This is a genomic window from Pseudomonas sp. PGPPP4 (assembly GCF_002256045.1).
GTDB classification, from domain to species: domain Bacteria; phylum Pseudomonadota; class Gammaproteobacteria; order Pseudomonadales; family Pseudomonadaceae; genus Chryseomonas; species Chryseomonas oryzihabitans.
In genome coordinates this window covers 326,335-346,285 of sequence record NZ_NKID01000003.1, presented here as the reverse complement: position 1 = coordinate 346,285, position 19,951 = coordinate 326,335, and the positions used below count along the sequence as shown (strand labels likewise).

General features: G+C 67.2%; 19 protein-coding genes. 8 read left to right on the top strand and 11 right to left on the bottom strand.

Features of this window, described 5'->3' with window-relative positions:
* Positions 1 to 85: 85 nt before the first annotated feature.
* The 4 genes from gcvP to vapB all read right to left on the bottom strand — a co-directional run bounded on the left by gcvP (position 86) and on the right by vapB (position 4,258).
* Entirely contained in the window at positions 86 to 2,941 is a 2,856-nt protein-coding gene (gene gcvP, locus CFE50_RS07315) for an aminomethyl-transferring glycine dehydrogenase (RefSeq protein ID WP_286732291.1), read from the bottom strand.
* Positions 2,942 to 2,948: 7 nt separating this feature from the next.
* Positions 2,949 to 3,317: a glycine cleavage system protein GcvH gene (gcvH, locus tag CFE50_RS07310; protein WP_286732290.1), complete on the bottom strand. Its 369-nt coding sequence runs from the start codon at positions 3,315 to 3,317 to the stop codon at positions 2,949 to 2,951.
* A gap of 297 nt (positions 3,318 to 3,614) precedes the next feature.
* Positions 3,615 to 4,028: a type II toxin-antitoxin system tRNA(fMet)-specific endonuclease VapC gene (vapC, locus tag CFE50_RS07305; RefSeq protein ID WP_241807955.1), complete on the bottom strand. Its 414-nt coding sequence runs from the start codon at positions 4,026 to 4,028 to the stop codon at positions 3,615 to 3,617.
* A complete protein-coding gene (gene vapB, locus CFE50_RS07300; RefSeq protein ID WP_027597360.1) occupies positions 4,028 to 4,258 on the bottom strand; it encodes a type II toxin-antitoxin system VapB family antitoxin in 231 nt (76 codons plus the stop codon). Before vapB ends, vapC begins: the two co-directional genes overlap by 1 nt.
* Positions 4,259 to 4,552: 294 nt before the next feature.
* Here vapB and poxB point away from each other — a divergent pair, with 294 nt between their 5' ends.
* Complete coding sequence (poxB, locus tag CFE50_RS07295) at positions 4,553 to 6,277, top strand: ubiquinone-dependent pyruvate dehydrogenase (RefSeq protein WP_074584224.1); 1,725 nt, start codon at positions 4,553 to 4,555, stop codon at positions 6,275 to 6,277.
* Between the two features lie 18 nt (positions 6,278 to 6,295).
* Here the strand turns inward: poxB and CFE50_RS07290 are convergent, their stop codons facing one another.
* The 4 genes from CFE50_RS07290 to gcsR all read right to left on the bottom strand — a co-directional run bounded on the left by CFE50_RS07290 (position 6,296) and on the right by gcsR (position 11,210).
* Positions 6,296 to 7,012, bottom strand: coding sequence for a substrate-binding periplasmic protein (locus CFE50_RS07290; RefSeq protein ID WP_145248861.1), 717 nt, complete (start codon positions 7,010 to 7,012; stop codon positions 6,296 to 6,298).
* Positions 7,009 to 8,868 (bottom strand): GGDEF domain-containing protein, encoded by a 1,860-nt coding sequence (locus CFE50_RS07285; protein ID WP_186380406.1) that lies wholly within the window; start codon positions 8,866 to 8,868, stop codon positions 7,009 to 7,011. The genes CFE50_RS07290 and CFE50_RS07285 overlap by 4 nt, the downstream gene beginning before the upstream one ends.
* Positions 8,869 to 8,873: 5 nt before the next feature.
* Positions 8,874 to 9,599 carry a substrate-binding periplasmic protein gene (locus tag CFE50_RS07280; protein ID WP_241807953.1) on the bottom strand — a complete coding sequence of 242 codons (726 nt, stop codon included), beginning with the start codon at positions 9,597 to 9,599 and terminating at the stop codon, positions 8,874 to 8,876.
* Between the two features lie 90 nt (positions 9,600 to 9,689).
* Positions 9,690 to 11,210: a transcriptional regulator GcsR gene (gcsR, locus tag CFE50_RS07275; protein ID WP_286732289.1), complete on the bottom strand. Its 1,521-nt coding sequence runs from the start codon at positions 11,208 to 11,210 to the stop codon at positions 9,690 to 9,692.
* An 88-nt stretch (positions 11,211 to 11,298) separates the two neighbouring features.
* On the opposite strand from gcsR, the gene CFE50_RS07270 reads away from it, so the two are divergent.
* From CFE50_RS07270 to CFE50_RS07260, 3 genes are all read left to right on the top strand, one after another.
* Positions 11,299 to 11,733 (top strand): MarR family winged helix-turn-helix transcriptional regulator, encoded by a 435-nt coding sequence (locus tag CFE50_RS07270; RefSeq protein WP_027597356.1) that lies wholly within the window; start codon positions 11,299 to 11,301, stop codon positions 11,731 to 11,733.
* 143 nt (positions 11,734 to 11,876) lie between these two features.
* Positions 11,877 to 12,293: an organic hydroperoxide resistance protein gene (locus tag CFE50_RS07265; RefSeq protein WP_064309165.1), complete on the top strand. Its 417-nt coding sequence runs from the start codon at positions 11,877 to 11,879 to the stop codon at positions 12,291 to 12,293.
* Between the two features lie 68 nt (positions 12,294 to 12,361).
* A complete protein-coding gene (locus CFE50_RS07260; protein ID WP_286732288.1) occupies positions 12,362 to 13,387 on the top strand; it encodes an alpha/beta hydrolase in 1,026 nt (341 codons plus the stop codon).
* Between the two features lie 56 nt (positions 13,388 to 13,443).
* Here the strand turns inward: CFE50_RS07260 and CFE50_RS07255 are convergent, their stop codons facing one another.
* Positions 13,444 to 14,352, bottom strand: a complete 909-nt coding sequence (locus tag CFE50_RS07255) for a LysR family transcriptional regulator (RefSeq protein WP_077171141.1) — start codon at positions 14,350 to 14,352, stop codon at positions 13,444 to 13,446.
* A gap of 105 nt (positions 14,353 to 14,457) precedes the next feature.
* On the opposite strand from CFE50_RS07255, the gene CFE50_RS07250 reads away from it, so the two are divergent.
* From CFE50_RS07250 to nfsB, 3 genes are read left to right on the top strand one after another with little or no spacing between them, the layout of a single operon-like run.
* Positions 14,458 to 15,465 (top strand): zinc-binding alcohol dehydrogenase family protein, encoded by a 1,008-nt coding sequence (locus tag CFE50_RS07250; RefSeq protein ID WP_115946307.1) that lies wholly within the window; start codon positions 14,458 to 14,460, stop codon positions 15,463 to 15,465.
* Positions 15,465 to 16,613 (top strand): L-dopachrome tautomerase-related protein, encoded by a 1,149-nt coding sequence (locus CFE50_RS07245; RefSeq protein ID WP_286732285.1) that lies wholly within the window; start codon positions 15,465 to 15,467, stop codon positions 16,611 to 16,613. The genes CFE50_RS07250 and CFE50_RS07245 overlap by 1 nt, the downstream gene beginning before the upstream one ends.
* A gap of 18 nt (positions 16,614 to 16,631) precedes the next feature.
* Complete coding sequence (gene nfsB / locus CFE50_RS07240) at positions 16,632 to 17,279, top strand: oxygen-insensitive NAD(P)H nitroreductase (RefSeq protein ID WP_007159948.1); 648 nt, start codon at positions 16,632 to 16,634, stop codon at positions 17,277 to 17,279.
* Between the two features lie 457 nt (positions 17,280 to 17,736).
* Here the strand turns inward: nfsB and CFE50_RS07235 are convergent, their stop codons facing one another.
* Positions 17,737 to 18,738, bottom strand: a complete 1,002-nt coding sequence (locus CFE50_RS07235) for an LLM class flavin-dependent oxidoreductase (RefSeq protein ID WP_286732283.1) — start codon at positions 18,736 to 18,738, stop codon at positions 17,737 to 17,739.
* Positions 18,722 to 19,132, bottom strand: a complete 411-nt coding sequence (locus CFE50_RS07230) for a winged helix-turn-helix transcriptional regulator (protein ID WP_077171144.1) — start codon at positions 19,130 to 19,132, stop codon at positions 18,722 to 18,724. Before CFE50_RS07230 ends, CFE50_RS07235 begins: the two co-directional genes overlap by 17 nt.
* 194 nt (positions 19,133 to 19,326) lie before the next feature.
* On the opposite strand from CFE50_RS07230, the gene betI reads away from it, so the two are divergent.
* Positions 19,327 to 19,914 carry a transcriptional regulator BetI gene (gene betI, locus CFE50_RS07225; protein ID WP_027597348.1) on the top strand — a complete coding sequence of 196 codons (588 nt, stop codon included), beginning with the start codon at positions 19,327 to 19,329 and terminating at the stop codon, positions 19,912 to 19,914.
* Positions 19,915 to 19,951 lie beyond the last annotated feature (37 nt).

Below are 19,951 nucleotides of genomic sequence, written 5' to 3'. Positions count from 1 at the left end.
GGAAGAGCGGGCGGCTCGCTCGGGACTGCAGCGGGACCACCGTTCTCCTCCCCTCTCCCCCTGGGAGAGGGGCCGGGGGTGAGGGTCAGGCCTCGCCGTAGGCTTCGATCGGCGGGCAGGAGCAGACCAGGTTGCGATCGCCGTAGACGTTGTCGATGCGCGCCACCGGCGGCCAGTACTTGCCGTCCACCAGACTCGGCAGCGGGAAGACCGCCTGCTCGCGGCTGTAGGGGTGGGTCCACTCCCCGGCTAGTTCGCGCGCGGTGTGCGGCGCGTTCTTCAGCGGGTTGTCCTGGGGATCCAGAGTGCCGGCTTCCAGGGCGCGGATCTCTTCGCGGATGGCGATCATGGCGTCGCAGAATCTATCCAGTTCCTGCTTGGACTCGCTCTCGGTGGGCTCGATCATCAGGGTGCCGGCCACCGGGAAGGACATGGTCGGGGCATGGAAGCCGAAGTCGATCAGGCGCTTGGCCACGTCGTCCACGGTCACGCCGCTGCTGTCCTTGAGCGGGCGCAGGTCGAGGATGCACTCGTGAGCCACCAGGCCGCCGGTGCCGCTGTAGAGCACCGGGTAGTGCTCTTCCAGCCGACGGGCGATGTAGTTGGCGCTGAGGATGGCCACCTGGGAGGCGCGGGTCAGACCGGCGCTGCCCATCATCTTCAGGTACATCCAGGAGATCGGCAGGATGCTGGCGCTGCCGTAGGGCGCCGCGCAGACCGCGCCCTCCTTGCGTTCCAGCCGGGCATGGCCGGGCAGGAAGGGCGCCAGGTGCGCCTTGACACCGATGGGGCCGACGCCCGGACCGCCGCCGCCGTGGGGGATGCAGAAGGTCTTGTGCAGGTTGAGGTGGGAGACGTCACCGCCGAACTGACCCGGGGCGCAGAGACCGACCATGGCGTTCATGTTGGCGCCGTCGATGTAGACCTGGCCGCCGTGGTCATGGACCACCTGGCAGATCTCGCGGATGGCCTCTTCGAAGACCCCGTGGGTGGACGGATAGGTGATCATCAGCGCAGCCAGGCGCTCGCTGTGCTGTTCGGCCTTGGCGCGCAGGTCGTCGAGGTCGACGTTGCCGCGCTTGTCGCAGGCCACCACCACCACGCGCATGTCGACCATGCTGGCGGTAGCCGGGTTGGTGCCGTGGGCCGAGGCCGGAATCAGGCAGACGTCGCGTTCGCCCTGGCCGCGGCTCGCGTGATAGGCACGGATGGCCAGCAGGCCGGCGTACTCGCCCTGGGAGCCGGCATTGGGCTGCAGGGAGACGGCGTCATAGCCGGTGGCGGCGCAGAGCATGGCTTCCAGCTCGGTGGTGAGCTGGGCATAGCCCTCGGCCTGGTCGGCCGGGGCGAAGGGGTGGATACCGCCGAATTCCGCCCAGGTGACCGGGATCATCTCGCTGGCGGCGTTGAGCTTCATGGTGCAGGAACCCAGCGGGATCATGGTGCGATCCAGCGCCAGGTCCTTGTCCGCCAGCTTGCGCAGGTAACGCATCAGCTCGGTCTCGGACCTGTGGCTGGCGAACACCGGATGGGTCAGGAAGGCCGATTGGCGCTGCAGCGCCGCGGGCACTTCCACGCCCTGGGCATCGGCCAGCTCGGCGACCCGGGGCGCGGGCTTGCCGTCGGCCAGGATTTCCATCAGCGCCTGGACGTCGGCCAGGGTGCTGGTCTCGTCCAAAGAAACGCCCAGGGCCTCGGCGCTGACTTCGCGCAGGTTGTAGCCACGGGCACGGGCGGCCTCGTGCAGCGCGGCGGTGCGCGCCCCGAACACCAGGGTCAGGGTGTCGAAGGCGGTGTGCTGGGTCTCGTGGCCCAGGCGCTGCAGCCCGGCGGCCAGCAGGCTGGTCAGACGCTGCACCCGGGTGGCGATGCGGGTCAGGCCTTCGGGACCGTGGTAGACCGCATACATGCTGGCGATGTTGGCCAGGAGCACCTGGGCGGTGCAGATGTTGCTGGTGGCCTTCTCGCGGCGGATGTGCTGCTCGCGGGTCTGCAGCGCCAGGCGATAGGCCGGGTTGCCGTGGCGGTCGATGGACACGCCGACGACACGACCGGGCATATCGCGCTTGTACTTGTCCTGGGTGGCGAAGTAGGCCGCGTGCGGGCCGCCGAAACCGAGCGGTACGCCAAAACGCTGCGCGGTGCCGATGGCCACGTCCGCGCCCAGTTCGCCGGGCGGGGTGAGCAGGGTCAGGGCCAGCAGGTCGGCGGCCATGGCCACCAGGGCACCGGCAGCCTGGAAGGCCTGGATGCTTTCCCGGTAGTCACGGATCTCGCCGGTGGTCATCGGATACTGGAACAGGGCGCCAAAGAAGCGGCCGTGGTCCTCGATCTCGGTTTCCACACCCACCACCACCTCGATGCCCAGAGGCTCGGCGCGGGTGCGCAGGACGTCCAGGGTCTGCGGATGGCAGTGCACGGAGGCGAAGAAGGCGCCGGCCTTGTTTTTCGCCAGGCGCTTGCAGAAGGTCATGGCCTCGGCAGCGGCGGTGCCCTCGTCCAGCAGCGAGGCGTTGGCCACCGGCATGCCGGTGAGGTCGCCGATCAGCGTCTGGAAGTTGAGCAGGGCTTCCAGGCGACCCTGGGAGATTTCCGGCTGGTAGGGGGTGTAGGCGGTGTACCAGGCCGGATTTTCCAGCAGGTTGCGCAGGATCGGCGCCGGAGTATGGGTGTTGTAGTAGCCCTGGCCGATCAGGCTCTTGAGCAGGCGATTCTTGCCGGCGATGGCGCGCAGCTCGGCCAGGGCGTCGGCTTCGGACAGCCCGGCGGGCAGGTCCAGCACGCTGGTGCCCTTGATGCTCTCGGGGATCACCTGGGCGGTCATGGCGTCCAGGGATTCGTAGCCGAGCAGATTCAGCATGGCGATCTCGTCGAGCTCGCGCGGACCGATGTGGCGCGGGACGAATTCGTCGGCGGTGCTGAGGGTGTCGTGCAGCGACATGGCGGTCTTACCCCTTGATCAGTTGCTGATAGGCGGCTTCGTCGAGCAGCGCGGCGAAGGCTTCGGCATTGGCGGGCTGGAAACGAAAGAACCAGCCGGCGTTCAGCGGATCGCTGTTAATGGTCTCGGGCGCCTCGTTGAGCGCCTCGTTGACGGCCAGGACCTCGCCGTCCAGCGGCATGGTGATGTTGCTGGCGGCCTTGACCGACTCCAGCACCGCCACCTCATCGCCTTGGGCGTAGCTGCGCAGCTCCGGCAATTGCACGAAGACCAGGTCGCCCAAGGAGTCCTGAGCATAGTCGGTGATGCCGACGGTAATGCTGCCATCGGCTTCCTGACGCAGCCATTCGTGTTCTTCGGTATAGCGCAGACCCATTGCCAGACTCCTGCGGACCTTTGTCCTGATGGATAGATGGGTCTGGGATTGCAAGGGTGATGCCAGGAACAAAGGCCAGTGTTTTCAGGGGTTTAGCTAAAGAACCCCTATTGCGCCGTAGCGAAATCGTTACGATTGACGCCCCAACCCGCTACACTCGTATCGATTTACAAACGGCGTATCGAAATCGTTACGATATTAGCCAGGCTCCTGGGTCCGACAGCTGGGCTGTACGCCAGGGCCCTGCTGTTCCTTATCACTGTGCCGCAGTCAGAGGCGGATAGAGCGCCTTGCGCGCTAATTTCCTGCCGCAGTGACCCAGTCTTCAACGCGCAGGCCTGGCACCCGGTCGAACTCGCGACGGTTGTTGGTGACCACGATCAGGCCCAGGGAGCGCGCATGCCCCGCGATCATCTGATCGTAAGGACCGATCTGCTGACCCGCTCGGGCTAGTTCGGCGCGCAACTGCCCGGTATGGGCTGCGGCTTCGGGACCGTACGTCAACACCTCCAGCCGCGCGGCGAAGCCCTCGATCACCGCCAGGTTGCGCTCCGGGCTGGAAGACTTTTCCGCACCGTAGATCAGCTCCATCTGGGTGATCGTACTGATGCACAACTGCCCTTGGTGCCGGGTGAAGGCCTCGCGAACCGACGTCGGTCGGTTCTTGATGGTGAAGATGCAGGTGTTGGTGTCGAGCATGAACTTGAGCATCAGAAGCCCTCGCGCTCCTGCTCGGCAGGCTGGTCCCGTTCCGCCATGAAATCCGCCGTGACACCCTCCCCCTCGAACCAGGAATCCCAGGATTCCCCGGCCGGGGTAATGATCCTCGTGCGGCCGACCGCGACCACATCGACGCGCTTCACGTCTGCAGGCAGGGCAACCGCCTTTGGCAGTCTCACCGCCTGACTGCGATTGCTTTGGAATACGGCGCCTTGATCCATGATCGACCTCCGGGATATATCGGCTGTATATCCCATAGTAGGGGCAAGGCTGGATCTGTCAATCGGCACCCTCGCGGCATCAGGCATCACAGCTGGTATAGCGCTCTTCGCGCGGATGACACCTGGTGAAGCCTTGGGAAAGACGCCGGAGGCGGAAATGTCATCGGCTCGGGGCAAGATTCGGACAAGCGCACCCGACGCGAACTTCCGCCCCGCTTCGTCGGACCAAGAAGGCACAACAAGACCTCTGCCAAGCGGCTTTGCCCTCTTCCATCCTTGTCTGGAGTCTTTGTCATGGCTGTGAAAACCGTTGCCGATCTGCTCGTCGCCACCCTCGAAGCGGCTGGTGTCGACACCATCTGGGGCCTGCCGGGCGATTCGCTCAACGGCCTCACCGAAAGCCTGCGCAAGCGTGAGCGCATCCGCTGGCGTGGCGTGCGGCACGAAGAAGCTGCGGCCTTCGCCGCCAGTGCCGCGGCCGACACCAGCGGGCGTCTGGCGGTCTGCGCCGGCTCCTGTGGCCCAGGCAACCTGCACCTGATCAATGGCCTGTTCGACGCCCAGCGCAGCGGTGCGCCGGTGCTGGCCATCGCCGCCCAGATTCCCTCCAGCGAGATCGGCCTGGGCTATTTCCAGGAGACCCATCCGGAGCGGCTGTTCCGTGACTGCAGCGACTTCTGCGAGGTGGTTTCCCATCCCGAGCAACTGCCGCGCATCCTCGAGACCGCCATGCGTTCGGCCATCCTCAATCGTTCGGTGTCGGTGGTGGTGATTCCCGGCGACGTGGCCCTGGCCGAGGCGCCGATCAAGGAAGCCCAGTGGAGCGAGCCGGTGCGTCCGGTGGTGGTGCCGCCGGACGCCGAGCTGGATGCCCTGGCCGAATTGCTGGCCGGGGAAAAGCGCATCACCCTGCTCTGCGGCGCCGGTTGCGCCGGTGCCCATGCCCAGGTGGTGGCCCTGGCCGAGCGCCTGCAGGCCCCGGTGGTCCATGCGCTGCGCGGCAAGGCCCACATCGAGTATTCCAATCCCTATGGCGTGGGCATGACCGGCCTGATCGGCTTTTCGTCCGGCTATCACGCACTCAAGGAGTGCGACCTGCTGCTGATGCTGGGCAGCAACTTCCCCTATCGCAACTTCTTCCCGGATCACGGCCGCGTGGTGCAGATCGACGTGCGCGGCGCCCACCTGGGCGTACGCACCCCGCTGCTCAAGGGCCTGGTGGGCGATGTCCGCGCCACCCTCGACGCCCTGCTGCCGCGACTCCAGCCCAACAGCCACAGCCGCTTCCTGGAAAAGGCCCAGCAGCACTACCGCAAGACCCGCGCCGAGCTGGACGAACTGGCCACCGCCACCGCCGATGGCGAGCCGCTGCATCCGCAGTACCTCACCACCCGCGTCAGCGAACTGGCCGCGGCGGACGCCCTCTTCACCTGCGACGTCGGCACTCCCACGGTGTGGGCGGCGCGCTACCTGGCGATGAATTTCGAGCGCAAGCTGGCCGGCTCCTTTACCCATGGCTCCATGGCCAATGCCCTGCCCCAGGCCATGGGTCTGCAGGCGGCCTATCCCGACCGCCAGGTGGTGGCGCTGGCCGGCGACGGCGGACTGTCCATGCTGCTCGGCGAACTGGCGACCCTGGCCAGCGAGAAGCTGCCGGTCAAGGTCATCGTCTACGACAACGCCACCCTGGGCTTCGTCGCCATGGAGATGAAGGCCGCCGGCATGATCGACGAGACCACGGATCTCGCCGCCGTCGACTTCGCCCAGGTGGCCGAGGCCTGCGGCGTGCGCGGCTGGAAGGTGGAATCGGCCAGCCTGCTCGACGCCACCCTGGAAGAGGCGTTCGCCCACCCCGGCCCGGCGCTGGTGGACGTGCGCATCGCCAAGCAGGAGCTGTCGCTGCCGCCGAAGATCGAGGCCGCCCAGGCCAAGGGCTTCAGCCTCTACATGCTGCGCGCGGTGATGAGTGGCCGCGGCAGCGAGGTGGTGGACCTGGCCAAGACCAACGTGCTGCGTTGATGGTCGGGGGTCGCTCGACTATTCCAGCAGCCGAGCGACCTCGCCACTGGCCTTGAGCTGCGCGAACGCCGTGCGCAGCCGGGCTACCAGCGGCGCTGGCGTGGTCGGGCTGAACGCCATGTACAGCGGGGTATCGAGATCCTCCAGGGCGGCGAGGCGGCGCAATCCCGGACAGGCGCTAGCCGCGTCCTGGCAGAAGCGAATGGCATCCTGCTCCGGCAGCAGCACGGCATCCACCTGACCATTGAGCAAGCGGCTGAAGTTGTTCTTTTGCTGGCCTGACACCACCAGCTGCTGGAAGCCGAGCGACTGCAAATACTGGTGGCGCACATCGTCGCGCATCACGCCCAGCCGATAGGCGCGGGCGTCGTCGAGACGCTCGATACGCACGTCGTCGCGATTCGCCAGCCGATAGAAGTAGTACCGCAGGCGCATGACCTCCCCGACCCACTGGAATTGGGTCTCGCGAGCCGGCGTGCGGGCGATCAGATAGATCAGCACCCCTGGCTCGTGCAGGGCCAGATCATAGGCGCGAGCCCAGGGATAGAGTTCCAGGCGGTAGTCGGTGATACCCGCCAGGGCCAGGGTACGCTCCACCACCGAGGTCGCCGGCCCACCCACCCGACCGTCCACGCTCCAGCTCAAGGACGTCTCTTCCGTCACGGCGCGCACCGTGGCGGCCTCCACGCCCGGCCCCAGCAAGGCCAGCAGGGCCAACAACAGATGACGCTTCATGGCAGCGGCTCCTCAGGCAGATGACAGCTGCGATGGCGCCCCAGGCTTTTCGCGCGGTAGAGCGCCCGGTCGGCCTGGCGCAGCAGGCTGGCGAAATCGTGCATATCGGTACTCAGGGTGGCATAGCCGATGCTCAGGGTGACGTGGCCAGCAGCCTCCGAGCCAGCATGGGTGATTTCCAGCGCGGCGACGGCCCGGCGCAAGCGCTCGGCCATCGCCCCCGCGCCCGCCAGATCGGTCGCGGGCAGCAGAACCGCGAACTCTTCGCCGCCGATCCGCGCCACCAGGTCGCCTGGGCGCGTGACGACCTGCTGCATGGCGGTCGCTACCTGCTGCAGACAGACATCGCCCTGGGCATGCCCATAGGTATCGTTGTAGCGCTTGAAAAAGTCGACATCGCAGAGCAGCAGCGCGAGGGGCTCCCCGGAGCGTCGCGCGCGGCGAAACTCCACCTCCTCGGCCTCGTCGAAACAGCGCCTATTGGGCAGCCCGGTGAGCGGATCGCTGCGCGACAGTTGCTCCAGCCGCGCGTTGGCGCTGCGCAACGCCTCCTGGGACGTCAGCAGGTCGCGCAATTGCAACTGGTGATGGGAGGCATGCAAGAGCAGTTGGGTGGTCATGTTGATGAGGGCGCGTTCATCGGTGCGCCACTCGCCACCCAGATTGCAGCCGAAGAGCAGCAAACCGTCTTCGTCCTCGGCGATCCGCAGATGGACCAGCGCCAGGGCTTCGTTACCTAGTGCCAACAGCGGCTCCGCCGCGTCACCGAAGGCGGCCACGAGCGCCTCGCGCGTCGCGAAGGTACGGGGGACCTCGGGTTCCAGCAGGGCTTCCAGCACCTGGGCGCAGGGCGGCGGCAGTGTCAGACCGGCGGCCAACGGCTCGGCGTCGCGGAACCAGCCCTGGTAAAGGCGATAGGGCGCATCCCGGGTGTCACGCTTGAACCAGAAGGCCTGACGCGCGCGCAAGCGTTGTGCGACCTCCTGTAGACAGAGTTGGCAATGCCGGTCGAAGTCCGCGTAAGGCGCATGGATCAGTTGGTTGGACAGCCTCAAGATGGTTTGCTGCGCCGTCGCCAAGGCCTCGAGCTCTGCCGTGCGCTCGCGAACTCGCTCCGCCAGGAGATCGCGATGCGCGGCGAGCTCTTCTTCGTGGCGATGCTGTTGGGCCAGGTAGCCCGCCAGGTTGCCCTGCAGGGTATTGATGCCACTCACCAGCAGATCCAGCTCGTCCTGGCGGGTGGGCCGCCGCAGTCGAAGGGGCTCGGCGAGGGTGGCGGCCGTCAGCCGGGACAGGTGGCGGGCGATCCGACGGACATGCAGGGTCACCAGCCGATTGAAGGCCAGGCTGACCAGGCCGGCGAGCAGCAGGGCGAGTGCCAGTTGGGTCAGCAGGGTACTCGCCACGCTGTCGCGCAATTCACGCCAGAGCAGGGCTTCATTGCCTTGGATGAGGAGTTCGCCGAGCACCTCGTGACCGCCCGGATAGGGACTGTAGACCAGCGTGGAGCTTCGACTCGGCGCCAGGCTCGAGGGCGCCCAGTCGGCCTGCTGACGGGATTGGACGTCGGACTCCTGGCCGTGGCCGGTCAGCCGCAGCTCGATACGGCCGACCGAGGCGATGCGCGACGCCCCGTCCAGTTGCGCCTGCACCGCGGGCTTGTCCAGTTCCCAGATGGCCTTGGTCAGGGTCGACTGGTACACCTGCTCCAGCAATTGCAGCTCGGTATCCATACCCAGGCGATTCTGTTCCCAGATATTCCAGGTGCGCAGCCCTGCCGTGGCCGCGGAAAACAGCAGACAGAACGCCACCGTCAGCAAGGCCAGGCGGTTACCGAGCGAGCGGCGTTTCAGCACGCCCCTCATAGCCAGCGCCGCTGGAGTTCGGCCAGCGTACCGTCCTGTTGCAACGTCACGAAGGCCGCCCGCAGCCGTGCCATCACCTCGGGAGCGGTGCCCAGGCTGGCCGCCAGATACAGCGGATAGGGGGCGGCGCAGTAGGCCTGCCGCAGATCGCCCTGAGGATCGTAGCCGGCCTGGCGAGCGAGGTGATCGGCCACGGCGCGGTTGGCGATCCACAGGTCGACCCGACCGGCTTTGAGTTTCTCCAGGTTGAGGCTGTAATGCGTGCCGGATTGCAGCTCCCGTCCGACGGTGAAGCCCTGCTCCAGCAGGATGCGCTCTCCCGCATCGCCGTTGACCGTAGCGATTTGCAGGCCGCGGGCCGCCTGCAGGCTGGCCAAGGGACGCACGCGGTCCCGCCAGCTGAACAGGCAGAGGGTGGTCTCGGTCAGGGGCACCACCCACTCGAACAGCGCCTCGCGCTCGGGCAGACGCGCCATGGAAAAGACGAGGATATCGGGCCGGCCCTGGGCCTGGGCGAAGGCCCGCGCCCACGGCATGACCTGCGGCTCGGCCGCAAGCTCGGCCCGGGCCAACAGCAGCCGCACCAACTCGACGGAAAAGCCGGTCACCCGGCCATCCGGCTGGACCACGCTGAACGGCGGATAGTCCTCGGTCACCAGTTGCAGTGCGCCGGCACGGACGCCCGTGCACACCAGCACCAGACCGAGAACCAGCCAATGCAAGAAGCTGCTCGTCACGAAGCCCTCCCCCCGTCCGAGCGTGATGTCGTCTGACGTTATCGGGCTGCCGTGACGAAACTTGAAGCGGCGGGGCTAGTCTCGCCGGGGGATACCATAACGGCGCAGGCGCATGGCAATGGCCGAGTGGGACATCTGCAACCGCGCGGCCAGCTGGCGGCTGGACGGGTACTGTGGGTAGAGCCGCTCCAGTAGCGCCGCCTCGTAGCCCTGGACGGCGGCCTCCAGGGTGCTGACCTCGGTCTCGACCTGCCCCGCCACCGCCGTGCCGGCCAGGTCGAGGTCGTCGACGTCGATCTGGCCACTCTCGCTGATGGCGGCGGCGCGAAAGAGGATGTTCTGCAATTGCCGCACGTTGCCCGGCCAGGCGTTGCCCAGCAGCACGCCATAGGTGGCCGGCGCCAGGCGGCACGGCGGTCGGCCGATCTGGGCGCAGGCCTGCTGCAGGAAGTGCCGTGCCAGCAGCAGGATGTCCTGGCCCCGCTCGCGCAGTGCCGGCACCTGCAGGCTGAGCACATTGAGGCGATAGAAGAGGTCTTCGCGAAAGGTGCCGGCGGCGACCATGGCCTGCAGGTCGCGATGGGTGGCGGCGAGGATGCGCACATTGACCTGGGTTTCCTGGGCTCCGCCAACGCGGCGGAAGGTGCCATCGGAGAGAAATCTCAGCAGCTTGGCCTGCAGATAGGGCGACATCTCGCCGACTTCGTCGAGAAACACCGTGCCCTGGTCGGCCAGTTCCAGCAGGCCCGGCTTGCCGCCGCGCTGGGCGCCGGTAAAGGCGCCCGGGGCATAGCCGAACAATTCGCTCTCGGCGAGGCTTTCCGGCAGAGCCGCGCAGTTCAGCGCCAGAAAGGGCGCCTCGCGCCGCGCACTGGCCGCATGGCAGGCGCGCGCCACCAGTTCCTTGCCGGTGCCGGTCTCGCCGAGGATCAGCAGCGGCGCCTCCAGGGCGGCCAGGCGCTGGGCGCGGGCCTTGAGGGTGCGGATGGCGGCGCAGTCGCCGAGCAGCGAATCGAAGCCCTCGGGGGTGTCGTGGCGCAGCGCCGAGAGGCGGCCACCGATACGGCTGGGGGCGTAGAGGGTCAGCAGGCCACCGGCCAGGCCGCCCACCGGTTCGCCGATGGGGGTGGCGTCCAGCAGCAGTGCCTGGCCGCGCAGCACCACCTCGCGCAGGGGCAGGCGAAAGCCCTGGTCCAGCAGTTCGGCGGACAATTCGCCGTCATTGAAGAGTTCGGCCAGGGTGTTGCCGGCGCCTTCCCCGGCCAGGGCGGCAAAGGCCGGATTGGCCAGCAGGATGCGGCCCTCGCCGTCCACCGCCAGCACCGGATCGGCCATGGCGGCGAGCAGGGCGTCGAGCTGCAGGGAGCGGCGCTGGCCGGGCAGGATGTCCACCACCCGCACCGCCTCCACCCCCACCACGGTCAGCAGGGCGGCGCGCAATTCCTCCAGCACCGTCGCGCTCAGGGTCGGCGCATCGATGTAGACGTTGGGCGGCACCATCTCCACGGCGTCCAGGTTGAGATTGCGGGCACCGAGCAGCGCCAGGACTTCCTGGGTGATGCCGACACGATCGATGAACGACACATGGATACGCATGGAAACCCTGGGGTCTGAGTGCGAAAGGACTAATGCTACCCAAATGCTCGGGGTAGAATCATTTCTCATTTACCCAGGCGGGAACGCGATGAACAACAAAGACCCCCTTCTTCTCGATCAGCAGCTGTGCTTCGCGCTGTACTCCACCTCGCTGGCCATGACCAAGGTGTACAAGCCGCTGCTCGAAGAGGTGGGCCTGACCTATCCGCAGTACCTGATGATGCTGGTGCTGTGGGAAAACGATCGGCTGCCGCTCAAGGAGCTGGCGCGCCGGCTGCACCAGGACTCCGGCGCCCTGACCCCGGTGCTCAAGCGCCTGGAAGCCGAGGGCTACGTGACCCGACAGCGCAATGCCGAGGACGAGCGCAACCTGTCCATCGAACTCACCGAGTCTGGCCGTGCCCTGCGCGAGCGGGCCCGGGAGATCAACGGCACCATCAGCAGCTATTGCGCGCTGGGCGATGCCCAGATGAATGCCCTGCGCGAAAACCTGATGACCCTGAGAGCCAAGCTGGAGCGTTAGCACTTCGCTGCCGCTGGTCGGCTGCTTCTGAAAATATATTTGCGCGATAACGAATATCGCGATAACTTAAATCCGTACCCGGACGATTCCTTCGGTCAACGTCCGAACAATCAGTTATCGCGATACCTAAACAGGAGCACGCCATGAACATCCTCTATACCGCTTCCGCAACCAGCACCGGTGGCCGTGACGGCCGTTCCATCAGCAGCGACAAGGCCCTGGACGTGCAGCTGTCCACGCCCAAGGAGCTGGGCGGCGCCGGCGGTGCCGGCACCAATCCCGAGCAACTCTTCGCCGCCGGCTATTCGGCCTGCTTCATCGGCGCGCTCAAGTTCGTCGGCGCCAAGGAAAAGATCGCCGTTCCGGCTGACGTCAGCGTGACCGCCCAGGTCGGCATCGGCCCGATCCCCACCGGCTTCGCCCTGGACGTCGAGCTGGTCATCAGCCTGCCGGGCCTGGAGCGTGCCGTGGCCGAAGACCTGGTCGAGAAGGCCCACCAGGTCTGCCCCTACTCCAACGCGACCCGCGGCAACGTGGACGTGCGCCTGACCCTGGCCTAAAGGTCGCGGTATTACCCAGGCGCCTCCGCCGAGGCGCCCGGTCCTTCCCGTTCGAGGAGTCATCTGTCATGCGTACCGTCTCTCGCCTGCTTGGCCTTTCCGCGCTCAGCCTGGCCCTGGGCAGCGCCTTCGCCGCGCCCCAGCCCGATCCGCATCTGGAGCGCACCACCCAGGGCTTCGTCGATGCCCTGAACGGCAGCGGTGGCAAACCCCTGGAAACCCTGAGCCCCAAGGACGCCCGCGCAGTGCTGGCCGGCGCCCAGTCCGGCGTCAAGGTCGATCTCTCGGGGGTCAAGACCCGTGAAAAGACCATCCAGGTCGACGGCAAGCCGCTGCAGCTGACCATCGTCCGCCCGGCCAACGCCAAGAGGCAGACACCGGCCTTCATGTTCTTCCATGGCGGCGGCTGGGTGCTGGGCGACTTCCCCACCCACCAGCGCCTGGTGCGTGACCTGGTGGTGGCCTCCGGCGCCACGGCGGTGTTCGTCAACTACACCCCGAGTCCGGAAGCCCACTTCCCGGTGGCCATCAACCAGGCCTATGCCGCGACCCAGTGGGTGGCCGAGCACGGCAAGGACATCGATGTCGACGGCAGTCGCCTGGCGGTGGCCGGCAACAGCGTCGGCGGCAACATGGCCGCGGTGGTCAGCCTGATGGCCAAGGACAAGGGCACGCCCAAGCTGCGCTACCAGGTGCTGTTCTGGCCGGTGACCGATGCGAGCTTCGACAACGGCTCCTACCAGACCTATGCCGAGGGCCGCTTCCTGACCCGCAACATGATGAAGTGGTTCTGGGACAACTACACCACCAGCGACACCGAGCGCGCCAACGTCTACGCCTCGCCGTTGCGGGCCAGCGAGGCCCAGCTCAAGGGTCTGCCGCCGGCGCTGGTGCAGACCGCCGAGAACGACGTGCTGCGAGACGAGGGCGAGGCCTATGCCCGCAAGCTCAACGCCGCCGGCGTCGATGTCGTCCAGGTGCGCTACAACGGCATGATCCACGACTATGGCCTGCTCAATGCCCTGGCCAAGGTACCCGAGGTCCAGGCTGCGCTGACCCAGGCCGGCCAGTTGCTCAAGCAGCACCTGCAGTAAGGCAGGCGCGGTACCCGAGGGGGTGGCTCCGTTCGCGGCGCCATCCCCTTTGCGTTTCAGGGCTGCTCGCCCAGGGCCGCGAAGCGTTCCGCCAGCCAGCCGTGCAGCTGCCGCACCGCCGGCGAGAATTGCCGCCGGTGCGGGCAGAACAGCTGCAGCGGCAACGGCTCGCCGGGCTGCTCGGGCAGCAGCCGCACCAGCCGACCGCGCTGCAGGTCGTCGCGCATGTCCAGCCAGGACTTGTAGACGATACCCTCCCCGGCCACCGCCCAGCGCCGCACCACCTCGGCATCGTCGCTCTGCAGGGGTCCGCTGACGGCCACCTGGCGCAGACTGCCGTCGGCCTGTGGAAAGCTCCACTTGTCATAGGTGCGCCCATGCAGCTGGTAGAGCAGGCAGGCGTGCCTGGACAGGTCGTCCAGGCTGCGCGGCGCGCCCTGGCGGGCCAGATAGGCCGGCGCCGCCGCCAGCAGCCGGCGATTGTCCGGGGCCAGCGGCAGGGCCACCAGGCTGTCGTCCTGGCTGCGGCCGTAGCGGATGGCGATGTCCACCGGATCGCGATAGACGTCGGCCTGCTGGTCCGAGACGTAGAGCCTGAGGGTCAGGCCGGGATGGCGCTGACGAAACTCGGCCAGCCAGGGCAGCAGGAGATTGCGCCCCAGATCCGAAGGCGCCGCTACCTGCAGCACCCCGCGCAACTCAGGACTCTCCCCTTGCAGGCGCTCGCGCCCCTCGCGCAAGGTCTCCAGCACCTCCCGCGCATAGGGCAGATAGGCTTCGCCTTCGGCGGTGAGTCTCAGGCTACGGGTCGAGCGGGCGAACAGGCGGATGCCCAGTTCGCGCTCCAACCGGCCGATGGCGGCGCTCACCTGACCCGGCAAGAGGTCTGCCTCGCGGGCGGCGCGGGAAAAGCTGCCGAGGGCGGCGGAGCGGACGAAGAGGCCGAGGTCATCGAAGCGGATCATTTTCACTCCTGCAGTGAAGGTGCTATCCGATTCTGCCGCTTTTTCCGGTCGAGCATGAAGACGACCATGGGCCCACGTCTTCTTATCGTACAAAGGAACCCGCCCATGAAAGCCATCGTCCACGGTGACACCACCCTGCCCGCCAGCGATCCCCGTGCCCTGCAGGACGCGGTGCTGCCCGACCCCACGCCCGAGGCCCATGACCTGCTGGTGGAAGTCCGCGCCGTGTCGGTCAATCCGGTCGATACCAAGGTGCGCCAGGGCCTGGTGCAGCGCGAGTCCAAGGTACTGGGTTGGGACGTCTCCGGCGTGGTCCGCGCCGTGGGCAGCGCCGTCAGCCGCTTCGCCGTGGGTGACGAGGTCTACTACGCCGGCGAGCTGTTCCGCCCCGGCTGCAACAGCGAACTGCACCTGGTCGACGAGCACCTGGCCGGGCACAAGCCCAAGCGCCTGGATCACGCCCAGGCCGCGGCCCTGCCGCTGACCGCGATCACCGCCTGGGAATTGTTGTTCGACCGTCTTGGCGCGACCGAAGGCGGCGGCGCCGGCCAGCAACTGCTGGTGATGGGCGCGGCAGGTGGCGTTGGCTCCGTGCTGGTGCAGTTGGCCCGCCAACTCACCGAGCTGACGGTGATAGGTACCGCTTCGCGCCAGGAAACCCAGGACTGGGTACGCCAGCTGGGCGCCCACCACGTCATCGACCACCACCAGCCGCTGCGCCCCCAGCTCGAAGCCCTGGGTCTGGATGGCGTGACCCTGGTGGCCAGCCTCACCCATACCGATGAGCACTTCACCCAGCTGGTGGATGTCCTGCGGCCCCAGGGTCGTCTCGGCGTGATCGACGATCCGGCGCAACTCGACGTGGTGCCGATGAAGGCCAAGTCGCTGTCGCTGCACTGGGAGCTGATGTTTACCCGCTCGCTGTTCCAGACCCCGGACAAGGTGCGCCAGCACGAGATCCTCGAGCGCGTCGCCGGGCTGATCGACCAGGGCACCCTCAAGACCACCCTGGGCGAACACCTGGGCCGGATCGATGCCGCCAACCTGCGCCGCGCCCATGCCCAGCTGGAAAGCCACCAGGCCCGCGGCAAGCTCGTGCTGGAGGGCTTCTGATGCCTCGCCTTAGTGCCCTGACCCTCGCCGTCGCCCTGGCCGTGGGTAGCCTGACCGCCCAAGCCGCGCCGCTGCCCCAGGAGCGCACCCTTGGCCAGCTGGAGCCGGTGTTCGCCTTCCAGGACGCCATGCCCACCGGGGTCACCGTCAGCGAGACCGGGCGGATCTTCGTCAACTACCCGCGCTGGGGCGACGCGGTGCCCTTTACCGTGGCCGAACTCAAGGACGGCAAGGCGGTGCCCTACCCGGACGCCGCGCTCAACGTCGAGACCCCCGGCCAGCCGGGCAAGGGCTTCATCAGCGTGCAGAGCGTGGTGGCCGATGGTCGCGGTCACCTCTGGGTGCTGGACACCGCCGCACCGGGTTTCGCCGCGCCCAAGGCCGGCGGCGTCAAGCTGGTGGCCATCGACCTCAAGACCAACAAGGTCGCGAGGACCCTGGTCTTCCCGGCCGCGGTGCTCGAACCCAACAGCTACGTCAACGACGTGCGCTTCGACTTTCGCGTCGGTCGCGCCGGAGTGGCCTATGTCACCGACTCGGCGCCTCCCGGTGGCCTGATCATCCTCGACCTCGCCACCGGCCAGGCCCAACGTCGCCTGACCGGCGCGCCCCAGGCCAACGTCGATCCCAGCTTCGCGCCGGTGGTGGAAGGCGAACCGCTGCTGATGCAGCGCCCCGATGGCAGCAAGGTCCGCCCGGCCATCGCCAGCGACGGCATCGCCCTGTCGCCGGACGGCGGCACCCTCTACTTCAGCCCGCTGTCCAGCCGCCACCTCTATGCCGTGCCCACCGCCCTGCTACGCGACCCCAGCGCGAGCGAGGCCCAGGTGCGCGCCGGCGTGCAGGATCTCGGCGAAAAGGGCGCCTCCGACGGCCTCGAAGCCGATGCCCAGGGCCGCGTCTATGCCGGCGACTACGAGCACAACGCCGTGCGCCAGCGCCAGGTCGACGGCAGCTGGAAGACCCTGGTCCACGATCCCCGCGTGCTCTGGCCCGACACCTTCAGCATCGGTCCGGACGGCTACCTCTATTTCACCGCCAACCAGCTCCATCGCCAGGCCCAGTTCCACGGTGGCCAGGACCTGCGCCAGAAGCCCTACAGCCTGTTCCGCGTCAAGATCGACGCCCAGCCGGCCCCTACCCACTGATCCGATCAGGAGTTATCCATGCAGCTGTCCCAGATCGCCCGCACCCGCTACACCACCAAGGCCTTCGACGGCTCCCGCAGCATCCCGGCCGAGCAGGTCGAGGAATTGCTGGAGCTGCTGCGCCAGGCGCCCTCCTCGGTCAACTCCCAGCCGTGGCACTTCGTGGTCGCCGCCAGCGCCGAGGCCAAGGCACGCATCGCCCGGGGCATGCAGAGCCCCTACAACGAACCCAAGGTGCTGCCGGCCTCCCACGTCATCGTGCTCTGCACCCGCCTGGAAATGACCGAGGGCCATCTGGCCCAGGTGCTGGAGCAGGAAGCCCAGGACGGCCGCTTCGCCAAGCCCGAGGCGCGCGCCACCCAGGACGGTACCCGCCGTCACTTCGTCGATCTGCATCGTCATGAGCGCAAGGACGTGCAGCACTGGATGGAGAAGCAGACCTACCTGGCCCTGGGCACCCTGCTGCTGGGCGCCGCGGCGCTGGGCATCGATGCCACGCCCATGGAAGGCTTCGACGCCAACAGCCTGGACCAGGAACTGGGCCTGCGCGAACAGGGCTACACCGCCCTGGTGGTGGTCGGCCTGGGCTATCGCGGCGAAAGCGACTTCAACGCCGCCCTGCCCAAGTCCCGCCTGACCCGCGAGCAGGTCTTCACCTTCCTGTAAAACTCGCAGCCCCGTAGCGTGGATAACGGCGCAGCCTTGTCCACAGTACGCGCCGGAAGCCGCCAGTGGAAAACGCTGGCGCGGTTTTCCACGCTACGCAGGCGTAGGTTGGGTTGAGCGCAGCGAAGCCCAACAGCAGTATCCTCCGCAGCATCCATAAAAAAGCCGACCGTCGCGAGACGGTCGGCTTTTATTCGCGACCATGCCGGTGCGCCGTAGCGACCGCTCCTACGGACATGGACCTGAGCGCCGGCTCGGGAAGTCTCCTGTGGAAAAGGCTACGCCGTTTTCCACGCTACGGTTCTGATCACAGCCATGCCGGTACGCCTTAGCGATCGCTCCTACAGGGGCGATGCTTTTCATGCTTTCGTAGGAGCGGCCGCATCGGCGGACCGCCATGGCCGCGATAAATCCGGGTTACGCCGAGCCCAACGAGGCCCAACGCTACCTATCCCCATCAACCGCCCTTCAGATCCGCCAGGATCGAGAAGGCGCGCAGGCGATCCGCCTGTTCGTAGACGTCGCAGGTAAAGATCAGCTCGTCGGCGTCGGTCTTTTCCAGCAACAGCTCCAGGCGCTCGCGGACCTTGTCCGGGCCACCGATCACCGCCATGCCGAGGAAACTCGACACCGATTCCTTCTCATGGGGCAACCACACCTTTTCCATGCTGCGCACCGGCGGCTGCAGACGCAGGCTGTCGCCGCGGAACAGGGCGAGGATGCGCTGGTAGACGGTGGTGGCCAGGTAATTGGCTTCGTCGTCGCTGTCGGCCGCCACCAGCGGTACCCCGAGCATCACATAGGGGCGATCAAGCACCTTGGACGGCTTGAAGTTCTCGCGATAGAGGCGGATGGCCTCGTGCACATAGCGCGGCGCGAAGTGCGAGGCGAAGGCATAGGGCAGGCCCTTGGCCGCCGCCAGCTGGGCGCTGAACAGGCTCGAACCCAGCAGCCAGATCGGCACCTCGGTGCCCGCACCCGGCATGGCGATCACGCCCTGCCCCGGCTGCTGCGGCCCGAAGTAGTGCTGCAGCTCTTCCACGTCGCGCGGGAAGTCGTCGGAGCTGCCCAGCCGATCACGGCGCAGGGCATAGGCGGTGCGCTGATCCGAGCCCGGCGCGCGACCCAGGCCGAGTTCGATGCGGCCCGGATACAGCGAGGCCAGGGTGCCGAACTGCTCGGCCACCACCAGCGGCGCATGGTTGGGCAGCATGATGCCGCCCGACCCCAGCCGCAGGGTGCTGGTGCCAGCGGCCAGATAGCCCAGCAGCACGGCGGTCGCCGAACTGGCGATACCGTCCATGTTGTGATGCTCGGCGACCCAGTAGCGGGAAAAGCCGAGTTGCTCCACGTGGCGCGCCAGGTCCAGGGCGTTGTGCAGCGCCTGGGCGGCATCGCCATCGTCACGGATGGGAGCGAGGTCGAGGACCGACAGGGCGGTCTTAGCGAGACGGGTCATCAGGGTTCTCCTCGGCGACCTGATCGTAGGCCGCCCTGTGGCGCTGAATGAGAGGCTGCTTCGCGGAGGCCCAGGCGGCCAGGGCGCCCACCGGCACCATCAGGCTCTGGCCCAGTTCGGTGAGGGCGTACTCCACCTGGGGCGGCTTGGTCGGCGTCACCGTGCGGGACACCAGGCCGTCGCGCTCCAGCTGGCGCAGGGTCACGCTGAGCATGCGCTGGGAAATGCCGTCGACCCGCCGGCGCAATTCGTTGAAGCGCAGCGGACCGGGTTCCAGGGTAAAGAGCGTGAGCAGGGACCAGGCATCGCCGATCCGGTCCAGCACGTCCCTGATCGGACAGGCGTGGGCATGCAGGCGGCGACGGCTGGAGATACGACTGACCACGGCGTCCATGGCGATCCTCGAAGCAGAACTGGCTTCCAGCCTACGCCTTTCGGGCGGTTATTAAAAGTAACCACCCGTCAGGACTGGTATTGCCGCCGTGGCCAGGGCACAATCCAGGAGGTCGCGACCGTTTTTATTGATTGAACGTTCAATAAAAAATAGTTACCCTCGAGGCTCCTTCCGCTCTGTCCAGGAGATGCCTCGTGCCCAAGGTCGGGATGCAGCCCATCCGCCGTTCGCAGCTCATTGCCGCGACTCTCGAAGCCGTCGACGAAGTCGGCATGGGCGACGCCAGTATCGCCTTCATCGCCCGCAAGGCCGGGGTCTCCAACGGCATCATCAGCCACTACTTCCAGGACAAGAACGGCCTGCTCGAAGCCACCATGCGGCATCTGATGAATGCCCTGCGCCAGGCCGTGCGCGAACGCCGTGCCGCCCTGCCCGGTGACGACCCCGCCGCCAACCTGCGCGCCATCATCCAGGGCAACTTCGACGATACCCAGGTCAGCGGCCCGGCCATGAAGACCTGGCTGGCGTTCTGGGCCACCAGCATGCACCAGCCCAATCTGCGCCGGCTGCAACGCATCAACGACCTGCGCCTCTACTCCAACCTCTGCTGGCAATTCCGCCGCCTCCTGCCCCATGAGCAGGCGCGCGCCTCGGCCCGCGGCCTGGCCGCCATCATCGACGGCCTCTGGCTGCGCGGCGCCCTTTCCGGCGACACCTTCAACACCCAGCAGGCCCTGCAGATCGCCTACGACTACCTGGACCTGCAGCTGGCCAAGGCCTGACCCCCTCTCTCCCCGCCCAGGCCCCGCCCCGTGCACT

What these genes read in the sequence shown, in the direction of transcription:
- CFE50_RS07250 (WP_115946307.1), top strand. Translation starts at nt 14,458, where the DNA reads ATGAAAGCCATCGTCCACGGTGACACCACCCTGCCCGCCAGCGATCCC.
- gcsR (WP_286732289.1), bottom strand. Translation starts at nt 11,210, where the DNA reads ATGCGTATCCATGTGTCGTTCATCGATCGTGTCGGCATCACCCAGGAA.
- poxB (WP_074584224.1), top strand. Translation starts at nt 4,553, where the DNA reads ATGGCTGTGAAAACCGTTGCCGATCTGCTCGTCGCCACCCTCGAAGCG.
- CFE50_RS07235 (WP_286732283.1), bottom strand. Translation starts at nt 18,738, where the DNA reads ATGACCCGTCTCGCTAAGACCGCCCTGTCGGTCCTCGACCTCGCTCCC.
- vapC (WP_241807955.1), bottom strand. Translation starts at nt 4,028, where the DNA reads ATGCTCAAGTTCATGCTCGACACCAACACCTGCATCTTCACCATCAAG.
- vapB (WP_027597360.1), bottom strand. Translation starts at nt 4,258, where the DNA reads ATGGATCAAGGCGCCGTATTCCAAAGCAATCGCAGTCAGGCGGTGAGA.
- CFE50_RS07245 (WP_286732285.1), top strand. Translation starts at nt 15,465, where the DNA reads ATGCCTCGCCTTAGTGCCCTGACCCTCGCCGTCGCCCTGGCCGTGGGT.
- CFE50_RS07255 (WP_077171141.1), bottom strand. Translation starts at nt 14,352, where the DNA reads ATGATCCGCTTCGATGACCTCGGCCTCTTCGTCCGCTCCGCCGCCCTC.
- nfsB (WP_007159948.1), top strand. Translation starts at nt 16,632, where the DNA reads ATGCAGCTGTCCCAGATCGCCCGCACCCGCTACACCACCAAGGCCTTC.
- CFE50_RS07260 (WP_286732288.1), top strand. Translation starts at nt 12,362, where the DNA reads ATGCGTACCGTCTCTCGCCTGCTTGGCCTTTCCGCGCTCAGCCTGGCC.
- CFE50_RS07270 (WP_027597356.1), top strand. Translation starts at nt 11,299, where the DNA reads ATGAACAACAAAGACCCCCTTCTTCTCGATCAGCAGCTGTGCTTCGCG.
- CFE50_RS07265 (WP_064309165.1), top strand. Translation starts at nt 11,877, where the DNA reads ATGAACATCCTCTATACCGCTTCCGCAACCAGCACCGGTGGCCGTGAC.
- CFE50_RS07230 (WP_077171144.1), bottom strand. Translation starts at nt 19,132, where the DNA reads ATGGACGCCGTGGTCAGTCGTATCTCCAGCCGTCGCCGCCTGCATGCC.
- CFE50_RS07290 (WP_145248861.1), bottom strand. Translation starts at nt 7,012, where the DNA reads ATGAAGCGTCATCTGTTGTTGGCCCTGCTGGCCTTGCTGGGGCCGGGC.
- gcvP (WP_286732291.1), bottom strand. Translation starts at nt 2,941, where the DNA reads ATGTCGCTGCACGACACCCTCAGCACCGCCGACGAATTCGTCCCGCGC.
- gcvH (WP_286732290.1), bottom strand. Translation starts at nt 3,317, where the DNA reads ATGGGTCTGCGCTATACCGAAGAACACGAATGGCTGCGTCAGGAAGCC.